This window comes from Curtobacterium sp. MCBD17_003 (assembly GCF_003234885.2).
Classification (GTDB): Bacteria; Actinomycetota; Actinomycetes; order Actinomycetales; family Microbacteriaceae; genus Curtobacterium.
In genome coordinates, this window is the sequence record NZ_CP126275.1 from 1809862 (window position 1) to 1826066 (window position 16205).

15 protein-coding genes are annotated in these 16205 nt (G+C 69.8%); 7 read left to right on the forward strand and 8 right to left on the reverse strand.

Annotation, left to right across the window (positions count from 1 at the left end; genetic code table 11):
- Nucleotide 1: 1 nt before the first annotated feature.
- The 3 genes from DEI88_RS08650 to sufB are packed head-to-tail and all read right to left on the reverse strand — an operon-like array spanning nucleotide 2 to nucleotide 3000.
- A complete protein-coding gene (locus tag DEI88_RS08650; RefSeq protein WP_111009107.1) occupies nucleotides 2-328 on the reverse strand; it encodes a non-heme iron oxygenase ferredoxin subunit in 327 nt (108 codons plus the stop codon).
- Entirely contained in the window at nucleotides 328-1581 is a 1254-nt protein-coding gene (gene sufD, locus DEI88_RS08655; protein ID WP_111009108.1) for a Fe-S cluster assembly protein SufD, read from the reverse strand. The genes DEI88_RS08650 and sufD overlap by 1 nt, the downstream gene beginning before the upstream one ends.
- Complete coding sequence (gene sufB / locus DEI88_RS08660; RefSeq protein ID WP_111009109.1) at nucleotides 1582-3000, reverse strand: Fe-S cluster assembly protein SufB; 1419 nt, start codon at nucleotides 2998-3000, stop codon at nucleotides 1582-1584. It abuts the gene before it with no gap.
- Nucleotides 3001-3303: 303 nt separating this feature from the next.
- Between sufB and DEI88_RS08665 the strand changes: the two genes are divergently transcribed.
- Entirely contained in the window at nucleotides 3304-4263 is a 960-nt protein-coding gene (locus DEI88_RS08665; protein WP_111025625.1) for a COX15/CtaA family protein, read from the forward strand.
- A gap of 234 nt (nucleotides 4264-4497) precedes the next feature.
- Here DEI88_RS08665 and DEI88_RS08670 read toward each other — a convergent pair whose 3' ends face one another.
- Nucleotides 4498-5433 carry a heme o synthase gene (locus tag DEI88_RS08670; protein ID WP_111009111.1) on the reverse strand — a complete coding sequence of 312 codons (936 nt, stop codon included), beginning with the start codon at nucleotides 5431-5433 and terminating at the stop codon, nucleotides 4498-4500.
- 319 nt (nucleotides 5434-5752) lie between these two features.
- On the opposite strand from DEI88_RS08670, the gene tkt reads away from it, so the two are divergent.
- The 6 genes from tkt to pgl all read left to right on the forward strand — a co-directional run bounded on the left by tkt (nucleotide 5753) and on the right by pgl (nucleotide 13131).
- Nucleotides 5753-7846: a transketolase gene (tkt, locus tag DEI88_RS08675; RefSeq protein WP_111013280.1), complete on the forward strand. Its 2094-nt coding sequence runs from the start codon at nucleotides 5753-5755 to the stop codon at nucleotides 7844-7846.
- 127 nt (nucleotides 7847-7973) lie between these two features.
- A complete protein-coding gene (gene tal, locus DEI88_RS08680; RefSeq protein WP_111048807.1) occupies nucleotides 7974-9086 on the forward strand; it encodes a transaldolase in 1113 nt (370 codons plus the stop codon).
- Nucleotides 9083-9757 (forward strand): hypothetical protein, encoded by a 675-nt coding sequence (locus DEI88_RS08685; protein ID WP_111071536.1) that lies wholly within the window; start codon nucleotides 9083-9085, stop codon nucleotides 9755-9757. Before tal ends, DEI88_RS08685 begins: the two co-directional genes overlap by 4 nt.
- 86 nt (nucleotides 9758-9843) lie before the next feature.
- On the forward strand, nucleotides 9844-11385 hold the full coding sequence (zwf, locus tag DEI88_RS08690) for a glucose-6-phosphate dehydrogenase (RefSeq protein WP_111013393.1): 1542 nt from the start codon (nucleotides 9844-9846) through the stop codon (nucleotides 11383-11385).
- Nucleotides 11382-12326, forward strand: a complete 945-nt coding sequence (locus DEI88_RS08695; RefSeq protein WP_111009115.1) for a glucose-6-phosphate dehydrogenase assembly protein OpcA — start codon at nucleotides 11382-11384, stop codon at nucleotides 12324-12326. Before zwf ends, DEI88_RS08695 begins: the two co-directional genes overlap by 4 nt.
- A 34-nt stretch (nucleotides 12327-12360) precedes the next feature.
- Nucleotides 12361-13131, forward strand: coding sequence for a 6-phosphogluconolactonase (gene pgl / locus DEI88_RS08700; RefSeq protein ID WP_111013278.1), 771 nt, complete (start codon nucleotides 12361-12363; stop codon nucleotides 13129-13131).
- 201 nt (nucleotides 13132-13332) lie between these two features.
- Here the strand turns inward: pgl and DEI88_RS08705 are convergent, their stop codons facing one another.
- The 4 genes from DEI88_RS08705 to DEI88_RS08720 form a co-directional block, all read right to left on the reverse strand.
- Entirely contained in the window at nucleotides 13333-13698 is a 366-nt protein-coding gene (locus tag DEI88_RS08705) for an RNA polymerase-binding protein RbpA (RefSeq protein WP_111009117.1), read from the reverse strand.
- A gap of 4 nt (nucleotides 13699-13702) precedes the next feature.
- Nucleotides 13703-13954 (reverse strand): preprotein translocase subunit SecG, encoded by a 252-nt coding sequence (gene secG / locus DEI88_RS08710; protein ID WP_111009118.1) that lies wholly within the window; start codon nucleotides 13952-13954, stop codon nucleotides 13703-13705.
- A 256-nt stretch (nucleotides 13955-14210) separates the two neighbouring features.
- On the reverse strand, nucleotides 14211-14990 hold the full coding sequence (gene tpiA / locus DEI88_RS08715; RefSeq protein ID WP_111009348.1) for a triose-phosphate isomerase: 780 nt from the start codon (nucleotides 14988-14990) through the stop codon (nucleotides 14211-14213).
- The gene (locus DEI88_RS08720; RefSeq protein WP_111071535.1) at nucleotides 14987-16204 is read right to left on the reverse strand and encodes a phosphoglycerate kinase; all 1218 of its coding nucleotides are present in this window, start codon (nucleotides 16202-16204) and stop codon (nucleotides 14987-14989) included. Before DEI88_RS08720 ends, tpiA begins: the two co-directional genes overlap by 4 nt.
- Nucleotide 16205: the final 1 nt, after the last annotated feature.

Here is a 16205-nt window from a genome sequence, read left to right on the forward strand (position 1 = left end):
GTCAGTTGTCGGCGCGGACGTCGGACGTGTCGACGTACACGTCGCCATCGATGATCGAGACCCGGTAGACGGGCACCGGTTCGTACGCCGGGAAGTTGAGGGGCTTGCCGCTGGTGAGCTCGAACTTCGAGCCATGGGCCCAGCACTCGAGCGCGCCGTCCTCGACGAAGCCCTCGGACAGCGAGATGTCGCCGTGCGTGCAGGTGTCACCGATGGCGTGCACGGTGCCCGCCGAGTCCTTGACCACGGCGACGGGAGCGCCGTCGACGACGACCCGCATCGGGCTGTCGACCGCGATCTCCGACTCGGAGCAGACCTTCGTGGCCATCAGGCGAGGTCCCCGTGCTCCGTGCGGCCGCCGGCGAGCTCCTGCTCGATGGCGCGGACGAGGCGTTCCTCGAGGTCGGGGTCCCCGATCTTCTGCACGACGTCGACGAGGAACCCGAGCACGACGAGGCGGCGGGCCTCGTCCTCGGTGATCCCGCGGGACTGCAGGTAGAACAGGTGCTCGTCGTCGAAGCGTCCCGTGGCGCTCGCGTGCCCGGCGCCCTGGATGTCGCCGGTCTCGATCTCGAGGTTCGGGATGCTGTCGGCCCGCGTGCCCTCGGAGAGCACGAGGTTGCGGTTCTGCTCGTAGCTGTCGGTGCCCGCGGCGGGCCGCCCGATGAGCACGTCGCCGATCCAGACGGTGTGCGCGCCCTCGCCCTGCAACGCGCCCTTGTAGTTGACGCGGCTCCGGGTGTTCGGGGCGTCGTGGTTCACGTACACCTGCTGCTCGATGTACTGCCCGGCGTCGGCGAAGTAGACGCCGTACATCTCGGTGTCGCCGCCCTGCGCACCGAGGCGCGTCGACGGGTTGATCCGGACCACGTCCCCGCCGAGCGAGACGACCACGTGCTTGAGGAAGGCGTCGCGCCCGACCTGGGCGAAGTGGGTCCCGACGTGGACGGCGTCGTCGTCCCAGTCCTGCACGGCGACGACGGTGAGCCGCGCGCCGTCCTCGACCACGATCTCGACGTTCTCGCTGAGGAGCGCCGAGCCCGTGCTGTTCACGATGACGATGCCCGTGCTGTTGGCCTCGGCGGTGATCACCGTGTGGGCCGCGCGGGGCTCCGAGCCCATCGCCGACCGCGTGATCGTGACGTGCCCCGGCTCGTCGCCACGAACCGTGATCGCGAGCACCGCGTCGCGCGCACTCCACGCCGCCGCGGACGCCCGGTCCTCCGGGAGACCCGCGCTGCCGACCCGCTCGTCGTCGCTCCGGACCCAGTCGATGTGTGTCCCGCCCGACTCGCGGGCGAGGAAGGGGTACGCCGCACCGTCGAGATCACCGTCGAGGAGGGGCCGGATCTTCGCGAGGGGTGCGAACTTCCAGTTGACCTCGCGACCGGTGACCGCCGGGAACGCGTCGACGTCTGCCGACGCGAATCGCTCGGACCGCGTCTGCACCGGGACGCGCGTGTCCCACCCGCCGTCGGAGTGGGCTCGCGCTCCGTGTTGTTCGGTCCCGCCCGCAGGCTCGACCGGCTGGTCGATGCGCGGCTGCACGTCGGTCTGGGGCTGGGGGCTGGTGGCGGACATCTAGCCGACGGATCCTTCCATGCTCATCTCGATGAGCTTGTTGAGTTCGAGCGCGTACTCCATCGGGAGCTCCCGGGCGATCGGTTCGATGAAGCCACGGACGATCATCGCCATCGCCTCGTCCTCGGGCAGGCCCCGCGACATGAGGTAGAACAGCTGCTCCTCGCTGACGCGCGACACCGTGGCCTCGTGACCGAGCTGGACGTCGTCCACCCGGATGTCGATCGCCGGGTACGTGTCCGACCGCGACACCGTGTCCACGAGCAGCGCGTCGCAGCGGACCGTGTTGGCGGCGTGATGGGCGTCCGGATCGACCCGGACCTCACCGCGGTACCCCGCGCGGCCCCCACCGCGGGCGATCGACTTCGAGACGATCGACGACGTGGTGTACGGCGCCATGTGGATCATCTTCGCGCCAGCGTCCTGGTGCTGACCCGGACCCGCGAACGCGACCGAGAGGGTCTCGCCCTTGGCGTGTTCACCGGCCAGGTAGATCGACGGGTACTTCATCGTGACCTTCGAGCCGATGTTCCCGTCGATCCACTCCATCGTCGCGCCCTCGTGGGCGATCGCACGCTTCGTGACGAGGTTGTAGACGTTGCTCGACCAGTTCTGGATCGTCGTGTAGCGCACGCGCGCGTTCTTCTTGACGATGATCTCGACGACCGCCGAGTGCAGCGAGTCCGACTTGTAGATCGGGGCCGTGCAGCCCTCGATGTAGTGCACGTACGAGTCCTCGTCCGCGATGATCAGGGTCCGCTCGAACTGGCCCATGTTCTCGGTGTTGATCCGGAAGTACGCCTGCAGCGGGATCTCGACGTGGACGCCCTTCGGGACGTAGACGAACGAACCGCCCGACCAGACAGCGGTGTTCAGCGCCGCGAACTTGTTGTCGCCGGCCGGGATCACGGTGCCGAAGTACTCCTCGAAGAACTCGGGGTGTTCGCGGAGCGCCGTGTCCGTGTCCATGAAGATCACGCCCTGGGCCTCGAGGTCCTCGCGGATCTGGTGGTAGACGACCTCGGACTCGTACTGGGCCGCGACGCCCGCCACGAGGCGCTGCCGCTCGGCCTCGGGGATGCCCAGGCGCTCGTACGTGTTGCGGATGTCCTCGGGGAGGTCCTCCCACGACTGCGCCTGCTTCTCGGTCGAGCGCACGAAGTACTTGATGTTGTCGAAGTCGATGCCGGTGAGGTCCGCGCCCCACGTCGGCATCGGCTTGCGGCCGAAGAGCTGCAGGCCCTTGAGCCGGTTCTTGAGCATCCACTCGGGCTCGGACTTGAGCCGGGAGATGTCGGTGACCACCTCTTCGGAGAGACCACGGCGGGCGGAGGCGCCAGCGGCGTCGGGGTCGGCCCAGCCGAACTCGTACTGGCCGAGCCCTTCGAGCTCGGGACGGTCGATGAGCACGTCGGACATGGTCTCCCTCTATCTCTCTTCGGGCCGTTCGGTCCGTTGGACGACAACGCCGGGGTCTCCGGCACCATTCCTCGGACGTCGTCCGCGGTACCGGCCGTCTGACGATGGTCGCACCGGCTCCGGCCATCAGCGACGATGTGCGGCGGTTTCGAAGCCCGGAGTCAACTTCCAGCGCTCCGCTGAATACACTTGACTGCTCCGTCCCCGTCCGCCGGCCCCTGCGGGCCGACCCGCGGGGCCGTCGTGCCGAACCCGCTGAGTCTACAGGTTCGACCCCCGGAACAACAGGAAGGCACCCACTCCGTGACACGCGTCGGCACCCCGATCGACCGATCCACGCCGACCCGGTGGTGGGGGCTCCCCCGCACGGTCGACGCACGGGTCGTCGTCCTGGCCTGGGCGTCGTTCGTGATCGAGGTCGTGCTCATCGGCACGGGCGGGCTCGTCCGCCTCACCGCGTCCGGACTCGGCTGCCCGACCTGGCCCGAGTGCACGAGCGGCTCCTTCGTCACGACACCCGAGATGGGCCTCCACGGGGTCATCGAGTTCGGCAACCGGCTCCTGACGTTCGTGCTCGTCGTGATCGCGATCGCCATGTTCCTCGCCGTCGTGCGACTCCGACGCACGCGGCCCGAGCTCTTCTGGCTCGCGTTCGCCCAGGGCGCGAGCATCCCCCTCCAGGCCGTGGTCGGCGGCATCAGCGTGCTGACGAACCTCAACCCGTACGTCGTCGGTCTGCACTTCGTCATCTCGACCGCGCTCGTGTCCATCACGGCCCGCCTCGTCTACCGCTCCCTCAACGGTCCGCGGAGCCCCGGCACACTCGTCCCCCGCTGGTACCGGACGGTTGTGGACGCCCTCATGGGCGCCGTCGCGGTGACGGTCCTGCTCGGGATCCTCACGACGGGATCGGGGCCGCACGCCGGCGCGGGCGAGTCGGTGCAGGGCGGCAAGCTCGTCCGGACGGGCTTCGACCCGGCGGTCATCGAGGACCTCCACGCGGTCCCCGCCTTCGCGGTCTTCGCGTTGACGCTGGTCCTGCTCGTCGCCGCGGTGCGACTCCGCATCTCGAGCCGCTGGGTGCTGCTCCTGCTCGTCGTCGAGTTCGTGCAGATCGCCGTCGGCATCACGCAGGCCCGCAGCGCGCTCCCCGTCGGTCTCGTCGGGACCCACATGGTCCTGGCCGGGTTGCTCGTGGGTGCCACGACCGCGGTGTCGCTGTCCTCGCACCCGAGCGCTGGCCGGGACGCCGTCCGGTCCTGAGCACGGGCACCGGCTGCGCTGCGCCCCGGCCCGGAGGCCCGCTGGCAGCTGAGCGGTGCCAGAGGACGACCCGCCTCCCGGCCGCCACGCCGGACTGGAGGCGCACTGCCAGCCGGTCCCGCGCCTCCCGTCGGCTGCGCCACGCGCGGCGGGACGGGGGCTGCCAGCCGGTGGCGGTCCTCCCGGATGCACCGGCGGCGTCGGGCGCGACCGCGCCCCGCGTCGCCCGGACCGCTACCGCGTCAGGGCGTTCTGCAGGAGCGGATCGATGCCCACCGCCAGGAACAGGAGCGTCAGGTAGATGATCGAACTCCGGAACACGCGCATCGGGTGCACCTGCTCGACGTGCTGGATCGCCCGGCCGTACAGCTGGTGGGACTCGACGACGAACCACGCGCCGGCCGCGAGGGCGACGACCGTGTACAGGACGCCCATGTGCGCCACGGGCACGAGCATCACCGAGCAGACGACGGTCGCCCAGGCGTAGAGCACGACCTGCAGCCCGACGACCGTGCGCCCGCGGACGACCGCGAGCATCGGCACGCGCGCCGCGGCGTAGTCGTCGCGGTACTTCATCGAGAGCGGCCAGTAGTGCGGGGGCGTCCAGAGGAAGATGACGCCGAACAGGATGACCGGTGCCCAGCTGAGCGAGTCCGTCACCGCTGCCCAGCCGATGAGCACCGGCATGCAGCCCGCGACGCCGCCCCAGACGATGTTCTGCGGCGTCCGACGCTTGAGCCAGAGCGTGTAGAACACGACGTACAGCAGGATCGCCCCGACGCTGAGCGCCGCCGCGAGCCAGTTCACCAGGAGCCCGAGCTCGAGCGTCGACGCGATCGAGAGCGCCCACGAGAAGACGAGGGCCTCGCGGTCCGAGACCGCACCGGTGACGAGCGGACGGTCGCTCGTGCGCTTCATGACCCTGTCGATGTCGCGATCGATGTAGCAGTTGAACGCCGAGGCGCCGCCGGCGGACATCGCGCCCCCGATGAGCGTCCACAGGACCAGCCAGAGGTCCGGCACACCGCGAGCCGCCAGGAACATCGTCGGCGCGGTGGTGACGAGCAACAGCTCCATCACGCGCGGCTTGGTCAGGGCGACGTAGGCGCGCAGTTTGCGGACGAGTGTCGGTTGGACGATCTCGGGCCGGGTCACGACGGCTGTCGGCATGGAACCTCTGTCTCGGGGAGTGGGCACCCGCGTCGAAGACCGGGCCGCCTCCCACTTTACGTGATGGTCCCCGCGGGCACGCTCGTGATGGTCCCCGCGGGCACGCTCGCGTTGCACCGGCTCCGCCGACGGCTGAACGCCGACTGAGTGCGTCTTCACTATGCTGGGAGACGCCTGCCCGCAGTGTGCCCGACGTCGTGCGCACCAGCGCACTCAGGGCCGCCGGACCACCCGACGACCACGGGACCCGGGTGGGCGTCATGTCCGTGCGGGAGCACGAGCCCTCGCACATGTCGCATCAAGAAGGGTCAATCCACCAGTGGCTGAATTCACATGGGATTCCATCGACAAGAAGGCCGTCGACACGGCCCGCGTGCTCGCCGCCGACGCCGTCGAGAAGGCGGGCAACGGCCACCCCGGCACCGCGATGAGCCTCGCCCCGCTCGCCTACCTGCTCTTCCAGAAGGTGATGCGGCGCGACCCGAGTGACAGCACCTGGATCGGCCGCGACCGCTTCATCCTGTCGGCCGGACACGCCTCGATCCTCCAGTACGTGCAGTTCTACCTCGGTGGGTACGGCCTCGAGCTCGAGGACCTCGAGCACCTCCGCAAGTGGGGCTCGAAGACCCCGGGTCACCCGGAGTACGGCCACACCGACGGCGTCGAGATCACCACCGGTCCCCTCGGCCAGGGTCTCGCCTCGGCGGTCGGCTTCGCCTACGCGCAGCGCTTCGAGCGGGGCCTGTTCGACCCCGACACCGCGCCCGGTCAGAGCCCGTTCGACCACTTCACCTACGTCATCAGCGGTGACGGCGACAACCAGGAGGGCGTGACGAACGAGGCCGCCTCGCTCGCCGGCCACCAGGAGCTCGGCAACCTCATCGTCTTCTACGACTCCAACCAGATCTCGATCGAGGACGACACCGACATCGCCTTCACCGAGGACGTCGCGGCGCGGTACGAGGCGCTCGGTTGGCACGTCCAGCACGTCGACTGGAAGAAGACCGGCGAGTACTCCGAGGACGTCGAGGCGCTGTACGCCGCCGTCGAGGCCGCCAAGGCCGAGACCGTCAAGCCGTCGCTCATCGTCCTCAAGACGATCATCGGATGGCCCTCGCCGAAGAAGCAGAACACGGGCAAGATCCACGGTTCGGCCCTCGGCGCGGACGAGCTCGCGGGCCTCAAGGAGGTCCTCGGATTCGATCCGGAGAAGACGTTCGACGTCGCTCCCGAGGTGCTCGAGCACACCCGCGGCGCGGTCGAGCGTGGCCAGGCCGAGCACGCCGAGTGGCAGCAGGCGTTCGACGCCTGGGCCGCGGCGAACGCCGAGAAGAAGGCGCTGTTCGACCGGGTCCAGGCGCAGGAGCTGCCCGAGGGCCTCGAGCAGGCGCTCCCGGTGTTCGAGCCGGGCAAGGACGTCTCGACGCGTGCGGCCTCCGGCAAGGTGATCAACGCGATCGCCCCGCTCATGCCCGAGTTCTGGGGTGGCTCGGCCGACCTCGCCGAGTCGAACAACACCACGATCGAGGAAGCCAAGTCGTTCGTCCCGACGAAGTTCTCGACCAAGATGTGGAAGGGCGACCCGTACGGTCGTGTCCTGCACTTCGGCATCCGCGAGCACGCCATGGGCTCGATCCTCTCCGGCATCGTGCTGCACGGGAACACCCGCCCCTTCGGCGGCACCTTCCTCATCTTCAGCGACTACATGCGCCCGGCGGTCCGCCTCGCAGCCCTCATGAAGGCGCCGGCCATCTACGTGTGGACGCACGACTCCGTGGCCCTCGGTGAGGACGGCCCGACCCACCAGCCGATCGAGCAGCTCACCGCGCTCCGCGCGATCCCGGGGCTCGACGTCGTGCGACCGGCCGACGCCAACGAGGTCGCGTACGCCTGGCTCGCGATGCTGTCGCGTCGCGAGGGCCCGGCCGGCATCGCGCTGAGCCGACAGAACCTCCCGGTCTTCGAGCGCGGTGACGGCGACGCCACCGGCGACACCTTCGCCTCGGCGAAGAACGTCGCCAAGGGCGCGTACGTGCTCGCCGAGGCGCCGAACGGGACGCCGGACGTGATCCTCATCGCGACCGGTTCCGAGGTCCAGATCGCGGTCGCGGCTCGCGAGCAGCTCAAGACCGAGGGCGTGAACGCGCGCGTCGTGTCCGCCCCGAGCCTCGAGTGGTTCATGGCCCAGCCGGAGGAGTACCGCGAGAGCGTGCTCCCGTCGGCGATCACCGCGCGCGTCTCGGTCGAGGCGGGCATCGCGATGAGCTGGCGCGACATCGTCGGCGACAAGGGCCGCAGCGTGTCGATCGAGCACTTCGGCGCCTCGGCGGACTACCAGACGCTCTACAAGGAGTTCGGTCTCACGGCAGAGGCCGTGGTCGCCGCCGCGAAGGAGACCATCGCGGCGTCCTGAGCCAGGAGGGCCGGGTCCGGTTCACCGGACCCGGCCCCTTCCTCGTCGGACGACGACACCACCAGACCGGACCCGCCCGGGCAGCTCGCCAGGGAACGGGTCGATGACGAAAGAGATGAAGCGAGAAATGACTGACACCACCCCCACCGCCGCGCTCTCCGCTGCGGGCGTGAGCATCTGGCTCGACGACCTGTCGCGCGAGCTGCTCCAGACCGGACGACTCGACAAGCTCATCGCCGACCGGAACGTCGTCGGTGTGACGACGAACCCGACGATCTTCGCGTCGGCCCTCGCCAAGGGCGAGCGGTACGACGACCAGGTCAAGGAGCTCGCCGCGGCGGGCACCTCGGTCGTCGACGCGATCTTCGAGATCACGACGCGCGACGTCGCCGACGCCAGCGACAAGTTCCGGTCGATCTACGAGTCGTCGAACGGCTTCGACGGCCGCGTGTCCATCGAGGTCGAGCCCGGTTACGCGCACGACGCGGCCGAGACCATCAAGGAGGCGAAGTTCCTGCACGAGAAGGTCGGCAAGGAGAACGTCCTCATCAAGATCCCGGCGACGATCGAGGGCCTCGAGGCCATCACCGAGGTCATCGGTGCCGGTATCAGCGTCAACGTGACCCTCATCTTCAGCCTCGAGCGCTACCGCGCCGTCATCGACGCCTACCTCGGTGGGCTCGAGAAGGCGAAGGCCGCCGGCCACGACCTCTCGAAGATCCACTCGGTGGCGTCCTTCTTCGTGTCGCGCGTCGACACCGAGATCGACAAGCGCCTCGACGCGATCGGCTCGGACGAGGCGAAGGCGCTCAAGAGCAAGGCCGGCATCGCCAACGCGCAGCTCGCGTACCAGGTGTTCGAGCAGGCGTTCGCTTCCGAGCGCGCCAAGGGCCTGCTCGAGGCCGGCGCGAACCCGCAGCGTCCGCTCTGGGCCTCGACCGGTGTCAAGGACCCGTCGCTCCCCGACACGCTCTACGTCGTCGAGCTCGTCGCACCCCAGACCGTCAACACGATGCCGGGCAAGACCCTCGAGGCCACGTTCGACCACGCTGAGGTCCGCGGTGACACCATCACGGGCTCCTACGACGCGGCCAACCAGGTGATGGACCAGCTCGCGGCGATCGGCATCGACTACGACGACGTCGTGGCGCTCCTCGAGAAGGAGGGCGTGGACAAGTTCGACGTCTCCTGGGGCGAGCTCGTCGACACCGTGAAGACCGCCCTCGAAGGGGCGAAGTGACGGTTTCCATCGCCGCTTCGGGCGACGCAGCGCCTGCGATCGAGACCGTGGTGTCCCGAGTCGTCACCGATCAGGTGGCCTCGGGCATCACGGTCGAGGTCGGACCGCTGTGGGGCCCGGAGGCCGAGTCCGAGGCGTCACGGCGCCGCGGCTGGGTCGAGGCGGTCTCGGCGTCGCGCCCGCTCGTGGAGCAGGTCGCGGCACTGAGGTCGGAACTGCAGGACGAGGGCGTCGACCACGTCGTCCTCGAGGGCATGAGCGGTTCGTCGCTCGCGTCCGAGGTCATCGCGCGGGCGAACGACACCGAGCTCGTCGTCCTCGACGCCACCGATCCCGCACCGGGGCGATCCGCCGTCGGCACGGCGCTCGAGCACGGATCGTGGCTCGAGCGGACCCCACGAGGGGCTGTCGACCGCGTCTCCACCGCCGACCCCGAGGTGGGCGGGCAGTACGAGGTGGGCGGGCAGTACTCGAGTGCCGTGCTCGCGGGCACCGATCCCCTCCGGGACGCGACCGAGATCGTCCCGGACGGCACCCGGAGCCGGAAGCCCCGGACTTCGTGGAACTGGGCGTCGCGATCCCGGACCGTCCGTCCACCTTCGGTCAGCTCGTCCAGGCCCAGGCATCCCGTGACGCGAGCGTGCTCGCGGCACGGGGTCGCCCGGTCCTGACGCTGACCGTCTCCGACGTCGAGGTCACGGCACCCATCATCGCCGCGGCCCTGCGTCCCCAGAACATCGAAGGAGCTCACCGACACATGTCACCGGTGGCCATCACTCCGGAGCACAATCCGCTCCGACTGCCGTCCGACCGACGCCTGAACCGGATCGCGGGCCCCAGCGCCCTCATCATCTTCGGAGTCACGGGGGACCTCTCCCGCAAGAAGCTGATGCCCGCGGTCTACGACCTCGCGAACCGCGGGCTGCTCCCGCCCGGCTTCGCGTTGGTCGGGTTCGCCCGGCGTGACTGGGAGGACCAGGACTTCTCGCAGGTCGTCCACGACGCCGTGCGGGACTACTCGCGGACGCCGTTCGACGAGGCCGTCTGGCACCAGCTCGCGCAGGGCATCCGGTTCGTCCAGGGGTCGTTCGACGACCCGGAGGCGTTCCGACAGCTCAAGGAGACCGTCGACGAACTCGACGCCGAGCGCGGGACCATGGGCAACCACGCGTTCTACCTGTCGATCCCGCCCAAGGCGTTCCCGGTAGTCACCGAGCAGCTCAAGCGCTCCGGCCTCACCGAGAAGCCCGACGAGGCCTGGAGCCGGGTGGTCATCGAGAAGCCGTTCGGCTCGGACCTCACGACGGCGCGGGAACTCAACGCGATCGTCGAGACCGTGTTCGCGCCGGACGACGTCTTCCGGATCGACCACTACCTCGGCAAGGAGACCGTCCAGAACATCCTGACGCTCCGCTTCGCCAACCAGATGTACGAGCCGCTGTGGAACGCGAACTACGTGGACCACGTCCAGATCACCATGGCCGAGGACATCGGGGTGGCGGGTCGGGCTGCGTACTACGACGGCATCGGTGCGGCGCGCGACGTCATCCAGAACCACCTGCTGCAGCTCCTCGCGCTCACGGCGATGGAGGAGCCGGTCTCGTTCAAGGCGGGGGATCTCCGCGCCGAGAAGGAGAAGGTCCTGTCCGCGGTGCGGCTGCCGGCCGACCTCGCGACGGCGACCTCGCGCGGCCAGTACGCCGGCGGGTGGCAGGGTGGCGAGAAGGTGCTCGGGTTCCTCGAGGAGGCCGGGATGAACCCGGATTCCACCACTGAGACCTTCGCGGCGATCAAGCTCGGCATCGCGACGCGCCGGTGGGCCGGAGTCCCGTTCTACCTGCGGGCCGGCAAGCGCCTCGGCCGACGCGTGACCGAGATCGCGATCGTGTTCAAGCGGGTACCGGAGGAGATCTTCGGCATCGGTGAGCGCTCGCCCCTCGGCCAGAACGCACTGGTCATCCGTGTGCAGCCCGACGAGGGTGTGACGCTGCGGTTCGGTTCGAAGGTCCCGGGCGTCGGCACGCACGTGCGCGACGTGACCATGGACTTCGGCTACGGGCACGCGTTCACCGAGGCGAGCCCCGAGGCGTACGAGCGGCTCATCCTCGACGTGCTCCTCGGCGACCCGCCGCTGTTCCCCCGTCACCAGGAGGTCGAGCTCTCCTGGAAGATCCTCGACCCGATCGAGGAGTTCTGGGCGACCCAGGGTCAGCCCGAGCAGTACCGTCCCGGCACGTGGGGTCCGGCGTCCGCCGATGCCCTGCTCGCCCGCGACGGCCGGAGTTGGAGGCGTCCATGAAGATCGATCTGCCGAACACCACGGTCTCGAAGATCCAGAAGTCCCTCATCCGCATCCGTGAGGAGGGCGGCGCGGTCGCACTCGGACGGGTGCTCACGCTCATCGTCGCGACCTCGCTCGGTCACGAGGAAGAAGCGATCGAGGCGGCCAACGAGGCCTCTCGCGAGCACCCGATGCGAGTCGTGATCGTGTCCCGGAACGAGGGTGACCGGAAGTCCCCGGGGCGCCTCGACGCGCAGATCCGAGTCGGGAGCGACGCCGGTGCGAGCGAGGTCATCGTCCTCCGGGCCTACGGCGAGACCGCGTCGGACGAGGAAGGCCTCGTCACGGGGCTCCTGCTGCCCGACGCGCCGGTCGTCGCCTGGTGGCCGGAGCGCGCTCCGGAGACCCCGGCGGACTCCGCACTCGGCCGGATCGCCCAGCGCCGGATCACCGACGCCGCCAACCAGCCGGACCCGCGGGTCGCGATCGAGGCGCTCGGAGCCTCGTACACGCCCGGTGACACCGACTTCGCGTGGACACGGTTGACCCTCTGGCGGAACCAGCTGGCTGCCGTGCTCGACCAGCCACCCTACGAGCCGGTGACCGCCGTGGAGGTCTCGGGCGCCAGCGATTCACCCTCCACCCACCTGCTCGCCGGATGGCTGCAGCTGCAGCTCCAGGTCCCCGTCACCCAGGTGACCTCGCCGCGGGCGACGGGTTCGAGCGGGATCCACGGCGTGACGTTGACGCGCGAGTCGGGGGACATCGTCCTCGAGCGGTCACTCGTCGACGTCGCGACGCTGTCGCAGCCGGGACAGCCGGTCCACGACCTGTCGCTGCCGCGCCGGAGTCTCCGGGACTGTCTCGCGGAGGAACTCCGTAGACTCGACCCCGACGTGCTCTTCGGAGACGTCGTCAAGCACGGAGTCCGCCAGCTCGGCGACACCGTCGCCGGCTGATCGACCGCGTCAGTCGCAATCGAAACGGAGTCACGTGACCAACGAACGACGGGTGCTGGTACACCCGGACAAGCAGGCCCTCGGCGCGTCGGTCGCCGCTCGCTTCATCACGAAGATCATCGACGTCATCGACGACCAGGGGCAGGCGTCCATCGCCATCTCGGGTGGTTCGGTGTCGACGCTGGTCCTCGCAGCGATCGGGCAGTCTCCCGCCCGCGAGAGCGTCGACTGGTCGAAGGTCCACGTCTGGTGGGTCGACGAGCGGTGGGTCCCGAAGGGCGACGCCGACCGGAACGACACCGGCACGGAGTCGGACTTCTTCGCCCACGTGTCCATCCCGGACGACAACATCCACCGGATGCCGTCGAGCGATGAGGGCCTGACGATCGACGAGGCCGCGGCCAAGTACGCCGAGGAGCTGGCCGGTTCGGCATCGTCCGACGCGATGGCGCCGAGCTTCGACATCACCCTCCTCGGTGTCGGGCCCGACGGCCACACGGCGTCGCTGTTCCCGGAGTTCCCGCAGCTGGCCATCACCGACCGCAGCGTCGTTCCCGTGGACGACTCCCCCAAGCCGCCGCCGCAGCGGCTCACCCTCACCTACCCGGTGATCAACGCTTCGCAGCGCGTCTGGGTGGTCCTGTCCGGCGCCGAGAAGGCTTCGGTTCTGGGGCTCGCCCTGGCCGGCGCGTCGGTCGAGGACGTCCCGGTCGGCGGTGTGCAGGGTCGGAAGCGGACCGTGTTCTTCATCGATCAGGACGCCGCGCGCGACGTGCCGGAGAACCTCATCGCGTCGACGTACTGACGTCCGCACAGCGTCGTCCGACGGCCCCGGTGCTCCCTCGAGGAGCACCGGGGCCGTCCTCGTTCCCCGAGCACCAAGCGCTCCGCCCGAGGCCGCCGGACGGTCGCCCATGAGCGAGACGGACGCGGCGACGGCCGGGACGACGAAGCCCCGGCCTCCCGCGATGGGAGCCGGGGCTTCGTCGACAGGCGACGGCGCGGGCTACTCCGACTTGAGCGTCCCGCGACGAGCTCGGAGCTGCTGGAGCGCTTCCTCCAGGAGCTGCGCGGCTTCCTCTTCGGTACGACGCTCCTTGACGTACGCGAGGTGCGTCTTGTACGGCTCGGTCTTGGTCACGAGGGGCGGGTTGTCCTTGTCACGCCCGGCCGGGAGACCCGACGACGGTGAGTCGATGACCTCGGGGATCTCCTCGTCCGGCAGACCCGCGGCGAAGTACCGCACGGTCTCGTTGCCGAGCGCGTCCCAGTACGAGATCGCCACTCGGTCCGCCTGGATGCCGCGGTCCTGCTCCCCCATCGGGCCCGCGCCGACGCGTGACCCTCGGATTGCACTGCCTCCGGATGCCATGTATTCAGCTCCCCGCCGTGAACTTGCTGATGAGACCGAGCACGATGATGCAGACGATCCACACCAGCCCGAGGATCACCGTGATCCTGTTGAGGTTCCGCTCTGCGACGCCGGACGCTCCGAGATTGCTCGTCACGCCACCGCCGAACATGTCGGAGAGACCGCCGCCGCGACCGCGGTGCAGGAGGATGAGCAGCGTCAGCAGGAGGCTCGTGATGGCGAGCAGCACCTGGAGGACGACCTGGAGGATGACCACGCGGACCCTTTCGTGTCAGTCAGCTGTACGAGTATAACGGCACGGCCACGCCGAACAGCGCGCCGGACCGGGAACGTGAGGCACGGTACCGGCCGGAGTCGAGCCTCCCGGGCGGTGCCGGGCCGGCTGTCACGGCATGCGGAGGAGCGCGTCAGGCACCCAGGTGCGGCCCGAGGCGAGACGTGCGGCCCGAGGCGAGACGTGCGGCCCGAGGCGAGACGTGCGGCCCGAGACGTGCGGCCCGCACCGACGGTGGTCAGAGGCCGACGTGCTGCCGGAAGCGGCAGATGGCCGCGAACTCGGCGACGTCGAGGCTCGCGCCGCCGACGAGGGCGCCGTCGATGTCGGGCTCCCGCATGAACCCCGCGATGTTGCCGGACTTCACGGAACCGCCGTAGAGCACCCGAGTGCTCGCCGCGATGTCGTCGCCCCATGCGGTCGCGATCGCACGACGGAGCGCGGCGCAGTCGTCCTGCGCCTGCTCGGGCGTCGCGGCCTGACCGGACCCGATGGCCCACACGGGCTCGTACGCCACGACGATCTCGGCGGCGGGCACGGCGCGGAGCACCACCTCGAGCTGCTCGACCGGTACCTTGCCGGCACCGTGGGACTCCCGGTCCTCGGCGGTCTCACCCACGCACACGACCGGAACCAGGCCGTGCCGGAGCGCCGCGGCCGTCTTCTCCGCGACGATCTCGTCGGTCTCCCCGTGTTCGGTCCGCCGCTCCGAATGCCCGACGATCACGTACGTCGCGTCGAGGGCGGCGAGGAACGCCCCGCTGACCTCGCCCGTGTGCGCGCCGGACGAGTGCCGTGAGAGGTCCTGTCCGCCGAAGCGGATGCGCAACTTGTCCGCGGAGACGAGCGTCTGCACGCTCCGCAGGTCCGTGAACGGCGGGAACACCGCGACCTCGACGTCGTCGTGGTCGTGTCGGGCGTCCTTGAGCGTCCAGGCGAGCTTCTGCACCGTGGCGATGGCCTGGAGGTGGTCCAGGTTCATCTTCCAGTTGCCCGCGATGAGCGGCGAGCGGGTCATGCGCTCCACCCGAGGGCTTCGAGGCCGGGCAGGCTCTTCCCCTCGAGGAACTCGAGGCTCGCCCCGCCACCGGTCGAGATGTGACCGAACTGGTCGTCGTCGAAGCCGAGTGAGCGGACCGCGGCCGCGGAGTCACCGCCACCGACGACCCCGAGGCCCTCGACCTCGGTGAGCGCCTGGGCGACCGTCTTGGTCCCAGCGGCGAACGCCGGGAACTCGAACACGCCCATCGGGCCGTTCCAGAACACCGTCCGCGAGCCGCGGACCGCGTCGGCGAAACGCGCCGCGGTCTCCGGCCCGATGTCGAGACCGATGCCGTCCGGGCCGAAGCGGGCGGACTCGATCGCGTCCGCCGCGACGACCTCGTGCTCGGCGTCGGCCGCGAATCCGGACGCCACCACGACGTCGGTGGGCAGGTCGATGGTGACGCCGCGCTGCGCTGCCTCATCGAGGTAGCCCCGCACGGTGTCGAGCTGGTCGCGTTCGAGGAGGGACGACCCGACACCGTGGCCCTGCGCCGCGAGGAACGTGAACAGCATGCCGCCCCCGATGCACAGGGTGTCCACCCGCGGGAGCAGGTGCGCGATCACGCCGAGCTTGTCGCTGACCTTCGAGCCGCCGAGCACCACGGTGTATGGGCGCTCGGGTTCGGTGGTCAGGCGCTCGAGGACACCGAGCTCCTGTTCGATCAGGAGTCCGGCCGCGCTCGGCAACGCTCCCGCCAACTCGTAGACGCTCGCCTGCTTGCGGTGCACGACGCCGAATCCGTCGGAGACGAACGCCTCGCCCATGGCGGCGATGCGGTCCGCGAAGTCGCCGCGCACGCTGGCGTCCTTCGCGGTCTCCTCGCTGTTGAACCGGAGGTTCTCCAGTACCAGGACGTCGCCGTCCTCGAGGGCCTCGGCGGCTGCGGTGGCGGCGTCACCGACGGTCTCGTCGCAGAAGGCGACCGGCTTGCCGAGCAGTTCGGAGAGCCGCTGCGCGACGGGTGCGAGGCTGAACTCGGCCTTGCGTTCGCCATCGGGCCGCCCGAGGTGCGAGATCACGATGACCCGTGCGCCGACTCCGATGAGTCGATTCAGGGTGCCGAGCGACGCGCGCACGCGGCCGTCGTCCGTGATGGTGCCGTCGGCCAGCGGGACGTTCAGGTCACACCGGACGACGACGCGCTTGCCCGCCAGGTCGCCGAGGTCCTCGAGGGTACGGAGTGCCATG

Bases quoted from the DNA above. Each gene is read 5' to 3' on its own strand.
- DEI88_RS08650 (WP_111009107.1), bottom strand. From the start codon at position 328: ATGGCCACGAAGGTCTGCTCCGAGTCGGAGATCGCGGTCGACAGCCCG.
- sufD (WP_111009108.1), bottom strand. From the start codon at position 1,581: ATGTCCGCCACCAGCCCCCAGCCCCAGACCGACGTGCAGCCGCGCATC.
- sufB (WP_111009109.1), bottom strand. From the start codon at position 3,000: ATGTCCGACGTGCTCATCGACCGTCCCGAGCTCGAAGGGCTCGGCCAG.
- DEI88_RS08670 (WP_111009111.1), bottom strand. From the start codon at position 5,433: ATGCCGACAGCCGTCGTGACCCGGCCCGAGATCGTCCAACCGACACTC.
- tal (WP_111048807.1), top strand. From the start codon at position 7,974: ATGACTGACACCACCCCCACCGCCGCGCTCTCCGCTGCGGGCGTGAGC.
- zwf (WP_111013393.1), top strand. From the start codon at position 9,844: ATGTCACCGGTGGCCATCACTCCGGAGCACAATCCGCTCCGACTGCCG.
- DEI88_RS08695 (WP_111009115.1), top strand. From the start codon at position 11,382: ATGAAGATCGATCTGCCGAACACCACGGTCTCGAAGATCCAGAAGTCC.
- DEI88_RS08705 (WP_111009117.1), bottom strand. From the start codon at position 13,698: ATGGCATCCGGAGGCAGTGCAATCCGAGGGTCACGCGTCGGCGCGGGC.
- tpiA (WP_111009348.1), bottom strand. From the start codon at position 14,990: ATGACCCGCTCGCCGCTCATCGCGGGCAACTGGAAGATGAACCTGGAC.
- DEI88_RS08720 (WP_111071535.1), bottom strand. From the start codon at position 16,204: ATGGCACTCCGTACCCTCGAGGACCTCGGCGACCTGGCGGGCAAGCGC.